This is a genomic window from Leptolyngbya sp. NK1-12 (assembly GCF_032598965.1).
In the GTDB taxonomy this organism is placed as follows: domain Bacteria; phylum Cyanobacteriota; class Cyanobacteriia; order Elainellales; family Elainellaceae; genus Elainella.
The window spans coordinates 2781419-2796577 of record NZ_CP053586.1 but is presented as its reverse complement, the minus strand read 5'-3'; the positions used below and the strand labels follow the sequence as shown (position 1 = coordinate 2796577).

Below are 15159 nucleotides of genomic sequence, written 5' to 3'. Positions count from 1 at the left end.
CAGCGAAATCTACTCAAACAAATCGCTTTGGCTTAGGCCATAGGCTTCCTGAGCCTGATTGATCGCATTTTGGGTGGCAGAATCATACACGCCATTAGCATCGCCCGGATCAAACCCGTGAAGCTGCAAGCGCCGCTGGAGTTCCATGACGCTAAATCGGCTGCCTTCTACGCTGCGCTGCATCTGTTGCCGATTGGTGCTAGGTTCAGCTGTAGACTGAAACGGAGCATTGGAAGCCGTTGGATCCGGTAAGGCTGGCACTTGCACCGTGCCAGTTGGTTGCGGTTGGCCGATAGGAACAGTTTGAATCGTGCTGGGTTGAGCAACGGATGCGGTACCCATTGGGGCCGCCACGCCAGTCTGGAGCGGCTGAGGCGATGCAGGGACGGCTGGAGCTGTGACTGTAGGTGTGACTGTAGGTGTAACGGCTGGCGTAACTGCGGGTGTAACTGCCGGTGTCGTTACAGGCGAGGTAGCGGCAACTGAGGCAGTTCCCCCACCGAGAGCAGCATTCACCCTAGGGCCAGCAATGCCATCGGCAGTCAGCCCCTGGGCTTGCTGAAAGGCAATCAAAGCCGACTGAGTCTGGGAGCCAAAGCTCCCGCTGATTGGCCCATCGTAATACCCCAACGCCTGGAGGCGGGTTTGCAAATCGCTAACCTCTGCACCCACATCGCCCAATTGCAGCAAACCGTCATTAGGTGTGGAGACAGGAGTATAGGCAGCAGTTCCAGCTTCAGTAGCTCCAGCCGCAACGGGTTGGGTCGGCGTTTGATAAAGAGCCGCTTCGGTCATACTGCCCACCACCCCATCCACAGCCAGTCCCCGATCTCGCTGAAAGCTCATGACAGCAGCCTGGGTTTGCGAATCAAAAACGCCCGTAGCCGTACCGTTGTAGTAGCCAAGCTGAATCAGCTGCTGCTGGAGTTGAGTCACCTGATTGCCACTATCGTTGAGCTGGATGTAGCCGCTCGCTGGACTCACTCCCGAGTCAGTTGCAGCAGTGCCAACCCCACCGTAGCCGACTTGCCCCAGCGCTTGATTCGTTGCGACCCCAACAATGCCATCGGCAGCAAGACCATGCGCCTGCTGAAAACGAGATACGGCTTCTTGGGTTGATGTATCGAAATAGCCAGTCACCGGACCACTGTAATAGCCTAAGTCAGCTAGCCGCTGCTGCAGGTCAGCCACGGCACCTCCTTGGTCGTTGGGCTGTAGAACGCCGCCAGCATCAGGATAGGCAGCTTGGGGATAGGTCTGGGCTTGCGCCGGACTGTTCACACCAAGAACAGCCACCACAGCAAGCAGCCACCACCAGGAGAACCAAGTCGCTTGTCTTGGGTTGATCGAAGGTGAGGTAGATAAAGATTGAATCGGTGTAGTCATAGATAACTGCAATGCCTCCTTGAAAGATTCATCGGGCAACTCCCAGGGATTGAATCTAACGGAGTTGCTGTAAATAGAGTTGAGAGAAGGGGAACTTGATTTTGTCACTCTATATGTAGCGTATCTCCAATAATTTGGCTTTGGATTTCGACTGACTAGCGATAAATTTTAAGGCATTTTTGGCAAATCAAATCCGTGAAGTTGCGAAGATTCGTTAGCGTTTTGTGATAAAACCCAACAAAAAACCAGCTTCCCTACGGAAAACTGGTTGAGTGGAAATGTCCCAAGCTTACTAGCTTATTAGGCAGTGGAAGTTAGAGGTGGAGGTAAGACAATCTACGCTATTCGTGCTTTTTAGCTGTTTTAGGTTGTTACGGTAGTAGCCTTTAGCAAGAATTAACAAAACTCGATGATTGGTAAATCGCTTGAATTACCAGTAGTGATCAATGATTAAGGCGATAACGACTGCAAATCCGGTAATGCCCAAGGCTAGCAGTGGATTTTGCCCTTGAGTTACAGCAATGTAGGCAGGGATGCCGGCACCCACCCCAGCCGTTACTGAGGCAGTTAGCCAATCTTTTTTAGTATTTTTGTCGTACATGAGCAGATAGTAAGGTTGATGTAACAAGAAGTCGTCACTTTAAAAAATTGCGTTAGACATCAACCTACCATCGAAGCTGTTCTGGCTTAATTTCAGCCGCTCATCTTGTAACCAAGATTTAGGTTTACTCAAGTTTCTTAATAGAAACGCGGCAAATCAGAAGAAATGTAAAGAGCGCGCTTCTAGCGGCCCTCTGGCAGCCACAAATCTCATCCATCTCGGCTGTTCATCCGCGCTAAATCGCAGCTCTACTGCAGTCGGTCAGTTCTCACCCAACCTTCAATGTTGTCTGCCCGAATCTTCCGCCATAGGCCATCAGGGCTTTCTTCCAAAACGGTAATTTCTTGGTTGAATTCCACCTGTCCAATTTCAGCACCATCGGCGCTAGGAGTTTGACGAATTGGCTCAGGATTTAGCCGGGTAAATTTAGTTTGATAGCTCTGGGGGACCAGCGGAGTTTCAGAACTGGGATCACTGGGACTTGGAGGAGATTCTACCGCTGGGTTAGGGGTGGAATTTGGGTTAGGGGTGGTGCTGGTATTGGGAGCCGGGCTGACCGCAGGACTAGCTGGACTAGCTGGCGCGACCGGACTAGCTGGCGTCGTTGAACTAGAAGTTCCAACAAGCGTCTTCAGTAATGTATTCACCAGAAACGTCGTCAGAAAAAACAGCCCCAACACCGCGAGGCAAAATCCCCAGACAAATCCACGCAGTCCAGTCGGATTGAGCTTCAAGATCATGCTAGTACCATCCCGATTGCTGCCCGATGGGTAACGACGACCATTCAGTGCCCTAATTAATGGGCTTAATTAATGGGCTTAATTAATGCGCTCAGTGTTACCACCTTTGACCCAGCCTTCGAGATTACCGAGGCGGACCTTTTGCCATGCCCCATCCGGAGTGTCTTCTAAAACCATTACTTCCCGATTGAACTCTACCCCACCGAGCCGAACGGCATTCACGCTTGGCTCTTGCCGAATAATCAAGCCAATTGGCTGGGTCACTCGTGCCGGATAGCCCTGCGGTGATGGTGAAGGACTAGGCGAAGGGCTGGCCTCAGCTGCAGGACTCGCTTGCGGACTCGCGGCGGGGCTGGCCTCCGGATTGGCTGCAGGACTGGCCGCCACGCTTGGAGACGGATCGTTGGTGAATGTGGGTCGCGGCGGTGGAGTAGCCAAACGAGCTAGCAAATAGCGCGTCATTCCGGCTCCTGTCAGAAATAACAGCGCAATCGCTAAAAAAACTCCCAAAATGACTCGAAAGACCCCAGCCAAACTGATTGTCATATCGCCATATCGCCTTGGTTACGATCAGGACTCCTCATTTTAGAGATTGCTACGAAATTCTGCTACCCAAACTGGTCTGCCGGGAGGCCAACCTGACTCTGCCATTGGTAGCCCAATCTTGCAAGAGTTGGATCTGGTCTTGAGCGGTGCGAGCCAGCGGAATAATTTGACTGGCTGCCTCCAAAATATCCTGGGTGGTGAAATCGCGATTTTGACTGAAGCCAATATGCATCGCCTCGATCAGCATTTGCTCGATTTCTGCCCCAGAAAAGTCGGGCGTTTCATAGGCCAACCGATCCAGGTCATAGCTTTGCAGATTATGGGGCCGCAAGCGAGACAAATGCACAGCAAAAATGGCGCGACGCTCTTCCTGGTTAGGCAACCCAACAAAGAAAATCTCATCGAATCGTCCGCGACGCAGCATTTCCGGCGGCAGAGCTTGAATGTTATTGGCCGTTGCTACCACAAATACCGGCGATGTTTTTTCGGCCAGCCAGGTGATGAAGGTGCCAAACACGCGGCTAGTGGTGCCCGCATCGCCACGGCTATCCACTCCAGCAAAGGCTTTGTCGATTTCATCGATCCACAGCACACAGGGAGCCAAGGCTTCGGCCAACTGAATCATCTGGCGAGTCCGCGATTCTGATTCACCTACCAATCCAGCAAACAGGCGACCCACATCCAGCCGCAGCAGGGGCAGGTGCCAGTGGTGGGCAATCGCCTTTGCCGTCAGCGACTTGCCAGTACCCTGAATCCCGACCAGCAGCAGCCCTCTTGGATGGGGCAAGCCGTACTGCCGTGCCCGTTCTGAGAAAGCACCGCCCCGCCGCAACAGCCAATCCTTCAGGTTATCCAACCCGCCAATATCGGAAATTCGCTCCGTGGCTGGGTAAAAATCGAGAATCTGGGTCTGCCGAATCGTTTGCCGCTTTTCTTCCAGAATCAGCTCGACATCTTCGGGTTGAAGCGAGCCGTGGATGGCAATTGCCTTGGCGAGCACGCGGCGAATTCGCTCCATCGACAGCCCCTGACAGGAGCGCGCCACCTCATCTACCAGCTTGGCATCGCTCACCTGATTGGTAGCCACCAACAGCCGCTCTAGCTCCGAGCGAATTTCGCTCAGCGTCGGCAGCGGAAATTCCAGTACTGTCAGCACTTCGCTCAAATCTTCGTGGATACTCAGTTGGGGTGAGACAATCACCACATTCTTGGGCTGAGATTTCAAAGACCGGGCCAGATTCCGCAACTTGCGAGCAATCGCCACATCATCCAGAAACCGATGATAGTCTCGCAGAATAAAAATAGCCGGAACCGTAGCCGGAATTTTCTCCACCAGCTCTAGCGCTTGCAGCGGGTTGCGTTTGCCGAACCCCGCATCAGTGGGATTGCCCTGATAGCCGTCAACAAAGTCCCAAACATAGACACCGCGATTTCCCTGCTGTTTGGCAGAGTAGGCAATAGCCGCTTCTACCCGTTCCTCTTCCCGGGTTGGAATGTAGATCAGAGGATAGCGAGCGCGCAGAAGAAGCTCAAACTCGTCGTTAAAGCTCATGGAACCTCAAGAAAGGCAGGACTGTTTAATTACCTACCATCTCAACCGACCCCACTACAACCAACTACAGCAATAAGTTCTGATGCTAATCATTATCTCTTCCATTTTCTACTGCACCCGCTCCTGCAAATTCACCGCCGTCTGCTGTTGATTCTGGTACATTGCCCGCAGCACCAGAGCCGGATCCACCCAGTTGTCGTCGTATTTTAAGCCCCAATGCAGGTGAGGACCTGTGGTGCGTCCGGTCATTCCCACCCGGCCCAAGCGAGCACCCGCCTGAATCTGCTGTCCTTCCCAGATTTGGATACCGCCCTCTCGGTCAATCATGTACAGCTTGCCGTTTTCTTTTTCCACATGGCCCTGCATATGGCAGTAGATATGCAGCCAGGGGCCGGATTCCACGACTACTGAAGTACCGCAATTGCTGTCGTCTGACACTTCTACCACCTTGCCGCTCCACCAGTTGCGGATATAGCTACCTTCGGGAGCCGCCATGTCGAGACCATAGTGGAACTCTTGCGTGTAGCCGCCATAGGGGGAAGCGCGGTAGCCAAAGGGAGAGGTATAGGCTTGAAACCCTTCTACCGGAAACGAGGCTCCCTCCCATGTTCGAGCGGCTACCTGAGTTGGATTGATTTGAGCAATCCGCTGAGCCGGATCATCAGCCGTTCCGGTGCTAATGGCTAACTTCTGAGATTGGGCAGGCCGTTGAGCCTGAGCCGGTTGAGCCTGAGCCGATCGATGCGTAACCGCTGGGTTCGTTTGAGTCGCACCGCTAGAGGCAGATCGATCTAGCCCTGTACTGGGCTTGGCTGAGTCAGGCTGAGATGCCGTTGGGGCAGGCAAATTGGGGACAGCGGGTGTAGAAGAGGAACTGACAGCCACTTGAGGGGCAGGGTTTGTATCGGTTGCCTTCACCATTTCCTGGCCGGTTTCAATAGCGGCGATACAACAGAGGCCAATTGCTGCCCAGAGCGCCACCTTACCGAAACGTCTCATACTGTCTTTTCGCATCATACCGTTCCATTAAAAGCCTTAGGAAATGAACTTCACTGACTTTTGGGTCTGCTGATTAGCTTGAATTTCAATTAGCTTGAATTTCAATTGGCAAGCGTTCGCGGGAATAGGCGACCTTCGTCTATATTTCTTTGTCTGCTCATTCAGTCAACCGTTTTCTCAAGTTCAGTACAGATGAAGGCAAACCAGCCAACATCTTAGCAAGCTACCGGGTAGGAAAGCACGAGCGATCTAGCAAAGCTGAACCACCCACTCTTAATTTTTTTCCTAGAAATTTAATTAACCATCCAGAATACTTGAGGATCCAAACCAGTGTACCGGCCAGTTTGTTAAGTTTGGTCAAATCTGGCCAAATCCGGTCAATCAAATAACTTGGTTACAGCCAGGTCGTGGCTATTCCTAGCTAGCAGAACCCAAACAGCAGAATCAGGATATCGTTAATAAAGTTAAGTAATGTTAAAACGCCTAGTATGGGATGTTCAGTATGAAACTACCAGACTCCTCCAGGCTTCAGTTTACGCCCGATTTAAACATCTGCCGGATTCTGAACGGGATGTGGCAGGTGTCGGGAGCACATGGATCCATCGATCCGAAAAAAGCCTTGCCCGCCATGTTTGATTACCTGGACGCCGGATTTACTACCTGGGACTTGGCCGATCACTATGGTCCTGCGGAAGACTTTATCGGTGAATTTCGTCGTCAACTCAAGGCGCAACGCGGCGAAGCAGCCCTGAATCAAATTCAAACTTTTACTAAGTGGGTGCCGCGTCCGGGGCGAATGACTCACGCCATCGTGGAAGAAAACATCCAGATTTCACTGCGACGGATGGATGTAGCTAGTTTGGATTTGCTGCAATTCCACTGGTGGGAATACCGCGATTCCGGCTACCTGGATGCGCTCAAATATATGGCCGAGCTACAGGCCGCCGGCAAGATCAAGCATCTGGCGCTGACTAATTTTGATACCGAGCATTTGCAGATTATTCTCGACCACGGCATTCCAATTGTTTCCAACCAGGTACAGTATTCACTAATCGATCAGCGGCCTCAGGTGGCTATGGCGAACCTATGCCGGCAACACGGCATCCAGCTCTTTGCCTATGGCAGTCTCTGCGGTGGTTTGCTATCTGAGCAGTATCTGGGTCAACCTGAACCGGGCCGCTGGGATCTGGATACGGCTTCGCTGCGCAAGTACAAAAATATGATCGACGCTTGGGGCGACTGGTCCCTGTTTCAAACCTTGCTGTCTACGCTGCAAACCATTGCCCAAAAACATGGAGTCAGCATTGCTAATGTAGCTGTGCGGTACGTGCTGGAACAGCCGGCAGTGGGCGGGGTAATTGTGGGCGCACGGTTGGGGGTAGCTGAGCATTTGGCAGACAATGCCCAAGTATTCAATTTTTCGTTAGATAATGAAGATCGAACTCTGCTCGAAACAGTCCTGAATCGTTCACGCGATCTGTATCAACTGATCGGCGATTGTGGTGATGAGTACCGACGTTGAACTGCAACCTGAATTGCACAGCATTATTACGACAAATTACGGTATGGAGTCGGTGCTAGCTCAGCCAGTTCGTAGTTCCCTGTTAGTCGCTGCATCTAAATCAATTTTCCCCGCATGGGTACTGTTTATTCGGCGGCAGATCGCCTATAACGGGGGTAGCGCTGTTTTGCCTCAGCAAGGAGCAGCGTCTAGCCAGTTCTAATTGCAAGTTCTAGTCATCAAGTTCTGACTACCGGTTCTGTGATTCGCCGAGCTTCATTGGATTCGTCTAGGATTGTGGGATGTCGGTACTACCGAATTCCCACCGGACCGCCCAGGTGTTTGAATTCGTTCTATGAGTCTGACCATAGACTCTGTGTTCCTCATTCTTCAGCTTGCTCGACGTTTAGTTTGCTTGGCTTCAGTTTACTTGGCTTCGGTTCGCTTCTCTGACTGGTTCGTTTTGGCAGAGCTTCCCGTCCGTACTCTGTTCCCTGTCTGAGTTATGCCCCCTACACGCTCTCCCGATAGTATGTTGGCCGCTTTTTCGCTTGTGAACCGTAAGGGTGATTTAACCAACCGGGTGCGAGATCTACCGATTGATCAGTTTCGGCAGTTTCTAGACCAAATCACCAGCGAGTTTGGTCACTTTTTGCGTGCGATTGATTTGATCAACAATGACTCTCTAGAGTCGCTATTAGAGCAAATTCTGGAAGCCCTGACGCTGAAGATCGGGCAGATCTTGCAGGCCGACCGCACCACTATTTTTTTAGTCGATGAAGAAAAAGAGCAGCTCTGGTCTAAGATCGCCCAAGCTAAAGCCGGAGAGATGCTAGAGATCCGAGTGCCGATGCGCTCTGGGATTGCTGGTCATGTGGCTAAAACAGGCCAATACCTCAACATTGCCGATGCTTATAGCCATCCTTTGTTTAATCGCGAAATCGACCAGCAGACCGGTTACCGGACTCGCAATATTCTCTGTATGCCAATTTTTGACACCAAGCAGCAGGTAGTAGCTGTGGTGCAATTGCTCAACAAAGCTGGAGAGCAGCCGTTTGACGAGCAAGATGAGCAGCTATTTCGGGAATTTGCTGGCTCGATGGGGATCATTCTCGAAAGCTGCAATTCATTTTATATCGCGGCTCGCAATCAGCGGGGTGTAGCAGCCCTGCTGAAGGCAACAGCCTGTCTGGGTCAGAGTTTGAACCTGAACATCACGCTGCAGGCAGTAATGGATGAAGCTCGCGATCTGATGCAGGCAGACCGCAGCACCCTGTTTTTGCTAGACCGCGAAAAAGGCGAATTGTGGTCGAAGGTGGCTACAACCGATGGTCAGCCAATGATGGAGATTCGCATTCCTGCCGATCGCGGTATTGCTGGCTATGTCGCCTCGACCGGACAAACGCTGAATATCTCCAATGCCTATGAAGATCCCCGCTTTGATCCTTCGGTGGATCAGCGCACGGGCTATCGGACCCGCACGATTCTCTGTATGCCGGTCTTCAACTCGAACAAAACCCTGATCGGCGTCACCCAGCTGATTAACAAACATCAGGGCTGCTTCAACGCTTCGGATGAAGAATTTATGCGGGCCTTCAATATTCAGGCGGGGATTGCCCTCGAAAATGCTCAGTTGTTTGAACGGGTGCTGTTGGAGCAGCAGTACCAAAAAGACATGCTGCAGAGCCTTTCAGACGCAGTCATTTCCACCGATATGCAGGGCAACATTGTCACTATTAACCATGCAGCACTATTGCTTCTGGGTTGGGCATCGACCGAAACAGAAGCGCTGCAAAGCAAGGACATGATACTGCCGGTTGTGGGGCGTCCAGTTTGGGAGGTAGTGCCGATCGAAAACCTGCAAATGCGTCTAGAAGACAGCCTCACCCACGCGGCCCGCCATTACCTGCCCGAACAGACCTTAAATTTATCCAGCGGTGACCACACCATTGAACGCAGCATGAACTTGACCGTTACGCCTTTGACGAACCCACAAGGTAGGGTGCGAGGTGGTTTGGTCGTATTAGAAGATATCAGCCGGGAAAAGCGCATGAAAACCACGCTCTACCGCTACATGACCCCCCATGTGGCCGAGCAGGTGATGGCGCTGGGAGACGATGCGCTAATGATTGGGGAACGCAGAGAAGTTTCGATTCTGTTTTCCGACATTCGCGGCTACACCTCCCTCACCGAAAAAATGGAGGCCGCAGAAGTGGTTGCCCTGCTCAACAACTATTTTGAAACCATGGTAGAGGCGGTGTTCAACTTTGAAGGCACCCTCGATAAGTTCATGGGCGATGCCTTGATGGCTGTGTTTGGGGCACCGCTGCCGCTGGAGAATCACGCTTGGATGGCGGTGCAATCGGCTCTGGATATGCGGCGGCGCTTAGCCGAATTTAACCAGCGGCATCACCCTTCTCAACCTCCCATCAGCATTGGCATTGGCCTCAGTTCCGGCGAAGTAGTATCGGGCAATATCGGCTCCCAAAAGCGGATGGATTATACCGTGATTGGGGATGGTGTGGATATCAGCGCTCGCTTAGAGGGAATTACCAAAGAGTACGGCTGTGACATTATTCTCAGTGAGTACACCCACCGATTTTGTCACCATAAGATTTGGACACGGGAACTGGACCGCATCTGTGTTAAAGGCAAAACCAAACCCATCCGCATCTACGAACTGATCGGTGAACGCCAAGCACCACTAGATGACAAAACCGCAGAATTTATCAGCCTTTATGAAACAGGCCGTCAGGCTTACAGCAATCGCAATTTTCGTCAGGCCATTCAATACTTTATTGCCGCCCAAAAACTACGGCCCCAGGATCGCGCGGTGCAACTCCAGCTCCAGCGAGCTAATGATTGCTTAATAACTCCCCCTGGCAAAGATTGGGATGGAGTTTACGTGCTAACCACAAAATAGAAAAAAGGGCTAGATCGCAAAATCTAACCCCTTCATATAAGCTGGAACCTATTGCCTCAACGGGTAGGCCTAACCCGCTTTGGTGCGAAACGCCAACCTATTTCATCGTTGCTGCTAAACGCTCTTGTAGCTTAGCCTTGGCCGCTTTGAACTCGGTTGCGAGCCGCTCTTTCTGCTCATCGCTACAGTTGTTGCGGATGGCAGCAAACATGGTGCTTTCTTCCTGACGCACGTGATCCATCACTGCATCCTTCAGGCGCTTGACCTGCTGCTTGAACTCGGGAGACGATGGACTCATTGCTTTGATCGAATCCAGCATCAACTTCATTTCGGCTTGCTCGTCATACAGCTCCTGAGTATCGCTTTCGCCATAGAAGGGGCGAACTGCCGGATACACTACCTGCTCTTCAGCCTCAGCATGCACCGTCAGATCTTTGTAGATTTGCCCGAAGTACTCTTGGATCTTCTGCGGATCATCACTACCTTCGATCTGAGCAAACAGCATATTTACTTTCTGGTGATCCATGCGGATGACATCTTGAATGTTCATTTCATCATCCGTGCGGCTAACCACACTGCCGGCCACACCTGACAGAGCGGCTACGGCATCTTGAACTCGTGCCCACAGCCCTTGCTCGGCTTCTTTACCAGTGAGTTCACGCACACCAATAACTTCTAGAACCCCCTTCAGCTGTTCTTGGTGAGCGCGGTTCTCAAAATTGACTGTATTCAGCGGCGTAATAGCAGCTTCTACATCAGCCCCAACTACTTGGGCAGCTTTGTGGATCAGCAATCCGCTCATGGTCTGGCCATGCTTGAGCAGTTCATGTTGGGCGAACTTTTCATACAGCGACAACTCCGAACCCTGCATCAACCGCTTGACGCTCTTGACCATTTCTTGGGTGGTAGACTTGGGTTCACCCTTGACGCCATACTGAACGATCACCGTTTCGAGAATGCCCATATTCTTCCGGTCATCCTCTAGCATATCTTGCAAACGCTGACGAATTTCTTCGTCATTGCATGCTGACATCAACGTTTGCTCATTCTCTATTAGCAGCGTCTGAATTTCTTTCATGTCTGCCAACTTTGAAGCGATAGCTATCCGCTTGGCGTCATCTAAACTTGTTACCATTGCTAGTTCTCCCTCAAAAGATTGTTGCTCTATGCACAACTGCTTTCACGGTGACATAGCCAAATTCTCCAACTCATCTCTCGTGGGGCGGATCTGGCTACAGAGGCTGTCTAAAGGTAGAGCACCAAACAACCGTTGCTTTTGCTGACTTCTGTCTAAAGAGAGAGTACTGAGGTTACAAATTGTTATTACTGTGTAAAAGTGCAGAGCGCCCTGGTTCCTCTTATGGAGAGTCTTTCCTCAGAAAATTCACCAGTTAATTCGCTAGTATTCAATTCTGCTTCTGATTCTATCGATTCCATCACCGTGTCTGACTCAGAGTTATCTGAATATTTTTCTGCTGCGCCTTCTGGCACTTCCACTTCTGGCAGGTCTGTTCAGGCTGATTGTTCGGGGTCTGGCCGTTTAGAAGCTGACTGTTTGCAAGCTGACTGTTTGCAAGCTGATTGTTCGAAGGACCTTGAGCGGCCTGATCGACCCAGTCGGAATGCATTCGTATTCGGATTCACGCCGCAGGCAGAGCTGTGGAATGGTCGATTGGCCATGCTGGCAATTTCTACTTTTCTGATGCTGAGGGTGATGGAGATTAATCTGTAACTTTTCTGTAACTTTGTAGTTCCTATTCGAATTCATAGAGATTAATCCTTTCTCTCACTTCTGTTCACGTCAACTGGAGTAACCTATGCAAGCATTTGATGTTGTCATGATTGGGGCAGGCCACAATGGATTGACCTGTGCCGCGTATTTGCTCAAGGCAGGCTACAGTGTGCTGCTGCTAGAGAAACGATCCGTTCCCGGAGGTGGTGCAACTACGGAGGAGCTGTTGCCCAACGAAGCTCCTGGTTTTAGGTTTAACCGCTGTGCCATTGACCACGAATTTATCCACTTGGGGCCGGTTGTGGAAGAACTGGAGTTGGGTAAGTATGGCTTGGAGTATCTTTTCTGCGATCCGGTAGTATTTTGCCCTCATCCCGACGGCAAGTATTTTTTGGCTCACCAATCGGTAGAAAAAACTTGCGCTGAAATTGCTCGGTTCAACACGCGAGATGCTGAGAAATATGCTGAATTTATTGACTTTTGGCAGCGGTTACTCAAGGGCATGATCCCAATTTTTAATGCGCCACCCAAATCGATTGTTGATATTCTAGGCAATTACGATTTTGAGAAAATTAGGGATCTGTTTTCGGTCCTGGGTGCACCCAACAAAACGCTGGATTTGATTCGCACCCTCTTGACTAGCGCCGAGGATATGCTCAACGAGTATTTTGACTCGGAATTTCTCAAAGCACCTTTGGCTCGTTTGGCTTCCGAGATGGGGGCACAACCCAGCCAAAAGAACTTGGCGATTGGGGCGATCATGATGGCAATGCGGCACAATCCGGGCATGGCCAGACCTCGTGGCGGCACAGGTGCTCTGACTCAGGCGCTGTTGAACTTGGTGAAAAGCTTAGGGGGACAAATCCTTACCGACCAAACTGTAGAAAAAATTCTGATCGATAACGGTCGGGCTGTGGGTGTGCGGGTCGCAGGCGGGCAGGAATATCGAGCTACCAAAGGCGTGATTTCTAACATTGATGCTAAGCGAGTGTTTTTGCAGCTCATGGATAAATCCGAACTGGATCAGGCCGATCCAGAGCTGCGGGAACGGTTGGAGCGACGCATTGTGAACAACAACGAAACGATCTTGAAAATTGACTGTGCCCTGTCTGAAGCACCTCGATTTGAACATCATCAGCACCAGGATGATTACCTGATCGGTTCGGTTTTGATTGCCGATTCGTTCAAACAGGTGGAGTTGGCCCATAGTGAACCCAGCATTGGTCGAATTCCCGACGCCGATCCCTCGTTCTATGCGGTTGTCCCTACCATGCTCGATCCGTCAATGGCTCCTGCGGGCCAGCACACGCTTTGGATCGAATTCTTTGCGCCTTACCAAATTGAGCCAGAGCAAATCGATCCGCAAAATCCAGGCTTGAAAGGCACGGGTTGGACCGATGATCTGAAGCATAAGGTCGCCGATCGGGTGATTGATAAGCTGGCCGAGTATGCTCCTAACCTGAAGCAGTCGATTATTGCTCGCCATGTCGAAAGTCCGGCAGAACTGGGCGAACGCTTGGGGGCTTACAAAGGCAACTACTATCACATCGATATGACGCTAGAGCAAATGGTGTTCTTCCGTCCGTTGCCAGAACTAGCCAATTACAAAACGCCAATCGAAGGGCTATACCTGACGGGAGCTGGCACCCACCCCGGTGGCTCAATTTCTGGCATGCCGGGTCGTAACTGCGCTCGTGTGTTTCTGCATACTCAGGAGCCTGTCGCGCAGAAAATTAGAGAGGTACGCGATTCAGTTCTCTCCACGGTAGAATCTGTCTTTAAGGGATAGTGGTTTCTACCTTAATTAGGAGTGAGGCGCGGAGTGGAACCGGTAAGATCGATTCATAGCAATAGGTGTTAATGAATCTATCTCTGCAGGTGTACTTCTACGCCTCACTTTTGTTTGATGATTCTCTTGCCATCAAGAGTTAGGAGGAAGCGTTGTCACAAGTCTTGATTTTGGGAGGACAGGGTAGAATTGGTCAGAGCGTGGCGGCTGACTTGTTGGCCCATACTCAAGCCGAACTCATTCTCACCCGCCGCACTCCACAGCTTTCTCCCCAAACCAACCTGCCTAATCAGGCGCGGATTCACTATCAGCCGTTGGACTTGGCTGATGAACAGGCTCTAGTAGAACGGATAGCCGCTAGCCAACTGGTGATCCATTGTGCGGGACCATTCCGCTATCGAGATATGCGGGTTTTGAAACACTGCATTGATCATGGCGTTAATTACGTAGATGTCAGCGATGATCGCTCTTTTACCCAAAAGGCGCTACAACTGCGAGCGGCAGCTCAAGCCGCAGGCATCACAGCTGTAATCAATACAGGAGTGTTTCCGGGCATTTCCAATAGCATGGTGCGGTTGGGGGTGGAACAGCTAGATGTCGCTGAACGAATTCACCTCAGCTACGTGGTTGTTGGATCGGGCGGGGCGGGTGTCACCGTGATGCGCACCACGTTTTTAGGACTGCAACATCCATTTCCGGTTTGGATTGACGGTCAATGGCAGACCGTCAAACCCTATACAGCGCGTGAGCGGGTTGAATTTCCTCAGCCCTATGGTCAGGCTGCAGTTTACTGGTTCGACATGCCAGAAGCCTTTACCCTGCCAGAAGCCTTTCCGGTGCAGACGGTGATTACCAAGTTTGGCTCGATTCCCGATCTCTACAATCATCTAACCTGGATGGCAGCTCGGTTTCCGGCGCAGCTAATGCGCCAACCCAGGATGATCGAATTTTTGGCAAAGGTGAGTCACCAGATGACGTCTGTAACCGATCGGGTGACGGGAATTGGCGTAGCGATGCGGGCAGAAGTACGCGGTCTAAAACAGGGCCAACCAGCCTGTTACTCTGCCACCTTTGCCCACCCCCATACAGCTACGGCTGCCGGTCAAGGAACCGGAATGGTGGCCCAATTTCTGATCACAGGCGAGTTAAGCAATCCGGGCGTGTGGAGCATTGAGCAGGCGCTACCCACACCGCTCTTTGAACGAGGTCTGCAAGAACGACAGCTTACAGTCGAAGCGGGTTATTGTCAGTAAGTTGCCTCTATCTTGAGATAGACAGACAAGGGGTTCAAAACATTGGATGATAGGAAACAATCCATGTCTAACGGGTGATGTCTTACGAGTAATTGTTTCCGCATCAGAGAATGTTAGCTGCACTAAAATTGAAGCGG

At 51.3% G+C, this 15159-nt stretch carries 13 protein-coding genes; 6 read left to right on the top strand and 7 right to left on the bottom strand.

The features are described 5' to 3' along the window. Nucleotides 1-9: 9 nt before the first annotated feature. The 6 genes from HJG54_RS11700 to HJG54_RS11675 all read right to left on the bottom strand — a co-directional run bounded on the left by HJG54_RS11700 (nt 10) and on the right by HJG54_RS11675 (nt 5824). Nucleotides 10-1386 carry a peptidoglycan-binding domain-containing protein gene (locus tag HJG54_RS11700; RefSeq protein WP_316435126.1) on the bottom strand — a complete coding sequence of 459 codons (1377 nt, stop codon included), beginning with the start codon at nt 1384-1386 and terminating at the stop codon, nt 10-12. A gap of 430 nt (nt 1387-1816) precedes the next feature. Then, nucleotides 1817-1987 (bottom strand): hypothetical protein, encoded by a 171-nt coding sequence (locus tag HJG54_RS11695; protein WP_316435125.1) that lies wholly within the window; start codon nt 1985-1987, stop codon nt 1817-1819. A 248-nt stretch (nt 1988-2235) separates the two neighbouring features. Next, nucleotides 2236-2727: an SH3 domain-containing protein gene (locus HJG54_RS11690; RefSeq protein ID WP_316435124.1), complete on the bottom strand. Its 492-nt coding sequence runs from the start codon at nt 2725-2727 to the stop codon at nt 2236-2238. A gap of 78 nt (nt 2728-2805) precedes the next feature. Continuing rightward, the gene (locus HJG54_RS11685; protein ID WP_316435122.1) at nt 2806-3273 is read right to left on the bottom strand and encodes an SH3 domain-containing protein; all 468 of its coding nucleotides are present in this window, start codon (nt 3271-3273) and stop codon (nt 2806-2808) included. A gap of 49 nt (nt 3274-3322) precedes the next feature. Beyond that, nucleotides 3323-4825: an AAA family ATPase gene (locus HJG54_RS11680; RefSeq protein ID WP_316435121.1), complete on the bottom strand. Its 1503-nt coding sequence runs from the start codon at nt 4823-4825 to the stop codon at nt 3323-3325. A gap of 108 nt (nt 4826-4933) precedes the next feature. Next, nucleotides 4934-5824: a M23 family metallopeptidase gene (locus tag HJG54_RS11675; protein ID WP_316435119.1), complete on the bottom strand. Its 891-nt coding sequence runs from the start codon at nt 5822-5824 to the stop codon at nt 4934-4936. A gap of 502 nt (nt 5825-6326) precedes the next feature. Between HJG54_RS11675 and HJG54_RS11670 the strand changes: the two genes are divergently transcribed. From HJG54_RS11670 to HJG54_RS11660, 3 genes are all read left to right on the top strand, one after another. Continuing rightward, complete coding sequence (locus tag HJG54_RS11670; RefSeq protein WP_316435118.1) at nt 6327-7346, top strand: aldo/keto reductase; 1020 nt, start codon at nt 6327-6329, stop codon at nt 7344-7346. Next, nucleotides 7330-7548, top strand: coding sequence for a hypothetical protein (locus tag HJG54_RS11665; RefSeq protein ID WP_316435117.1), 219 nt, complete (start codon nt 7330-7332; stop codon nt 7546-7548). The genes HJG54_RS11670 and HJG54_RS11665 overlap by 17 nt, the downstream gene beginning before the upstream one ends. 282 nt (nt 7549-7830) lie before the next feature. Next, complete coding sequence (locus HJG54_RS11660) at nt 7831-10248, top strand: GAF domain-containing protein (protein ID WP_316435116.1); 2418 nt, start codon at nt 7831-7833, stop codon at nt 10246-10248. Between the two features lie 97 nt (nt 10249-10345). Here HJG54_RS11660 and HJG54_RS11655 read toward each other — a convergent pair whose 3' ends face one another. Beyond that, nucleotides 10346-11281: a hemerythrin domain-containing protein gene (locus HJG54_RS11655; RefSeq protein ID WP_316435115.1), complete on the bottom strand. Its 936-nt coding sequence runs from the start codon at nt 11279-11281 to the stop codon at nt 10346-10348. Nucleotides 11282-11689: 408 nt separating this feature from the next. On the opposite strand from HJG54_RS11655, the gene HJG54_RS11650 reads away from it, so the two are divergent. The 3 genes from HJG54_RS11650 to HJG54_RS11640 all read left to right on the top strand — a co-directional run bounded on the left by HJG54_RS11650 (nt 11690) and on the right by HJG54_RS11640 (nt 15022). Next, nucleotides 11690-11980: a hypothetical protein gene (locus HJG54_RS11650; protein WP_316435114.1), complete on the top strand. Its 291-nt coding sequence runs from the start codon at nt 11690-11692 to the stop codon at nt 11978-11980. An 85-nt stretch (nt 11981-12065) separates the two neighbouring features. Further along, entirely contained in the window at nt 12066-13769 is a 1704-nt protein-coding gene (gene crtO / locus HJG54_RS11645; RefSeq protein ID WP_316435113.1) for a beta-carotene ketolase CrtO, read from the top strand. A 152-nt stretch (nt 13770-13921) separates the two neighbouring features. Next, nucleotides 13922-15022, top strand: a complete 1101-nt coding sequence (locus HJG54_RS11640; protein WP_316435111.1) for a saccharopine dehydrogenase family protein — start codon at nt 13922-13924, stop codon at nt 15020-15022. Nucleotides 15023-15159 lie beyond the last annotated feature (137 nt).

Coding starts and splice junctions, on each gene's coding strand:
- HJG54_RS11655 (WP_316435115.1), bottom strand. CDS start 11,281: ATGTCAGCATGCAATGACGAAGAAATTCGTCAGCGTTTGCAAGATATG.
- HJG54_RS11675 (WP_316435119.1), bottom strand. CDS start 5,824: ATGAGACGTTTCGGTAAGGTGGCGCTCTGGGCAGCAATTGGCCTCTGT.
- HJG54_RS11690 (WP_316435124.1), bottom strand. CDS start 2,727: ATGATCTTGAAGCTCAATCCGACTGGACTGCGTGGATTTGTCTGGGGA.
- HJG54_RS11695 (WP_316435125.1), bottom strand. CDS start 1,987: ATGTACGACAAAAATACTAAAAAAGATTGGCTAACTGCCTCAGTAACG.
- HJG54_RS11685 (WP_316435122.1), bottom strand. CDS start 3,273: ATGACAATCAGTTTGGCTGGGGTCTTTCGAGTCATTTTGGGAGTTTTT.
- HJG54_RS11670 (WP_316435118.1), top strand. CDS start 6,327: ATGAAACTACCAGACTCCTCCAGGCTTCAGTTTACGCCCGATTTAAAC.
- HJG54_RS11680 (WP_316435121.1), bottom strand. CDS start 4,825: ATGAGCTTTAACGACGAGTTTGAGCTTCTTCTGCGCGCTCGCTATCCT.
- HJG54_RS11665 (WP_316435117.1), top strand. CDS start 7,330: ATGAGTACCGACGTTGAACTGCAACCTGAATTGCACAGCATTATTACG.
- HJG54_RS11700 (WP_316435126.1), bottom strand. CDS start 1,386: ATGACTACACCGATTCAATCTTTATCTACCTCACCTTCGATCAACCCA.
- HJG54_RS11660 (WP_316435116.1), top strand. CDS start 7,831: ATGCCCCCTACACGCTCTCCCGATAGTATGTTGGCCGCTTTTTCGCTT.
- crtO (WP_316435113.1), top strand. CDS start 12,066: ATGCAAGCATTTGATGTTGTCATGATTGGGGCAGGCCACAATGGATTG.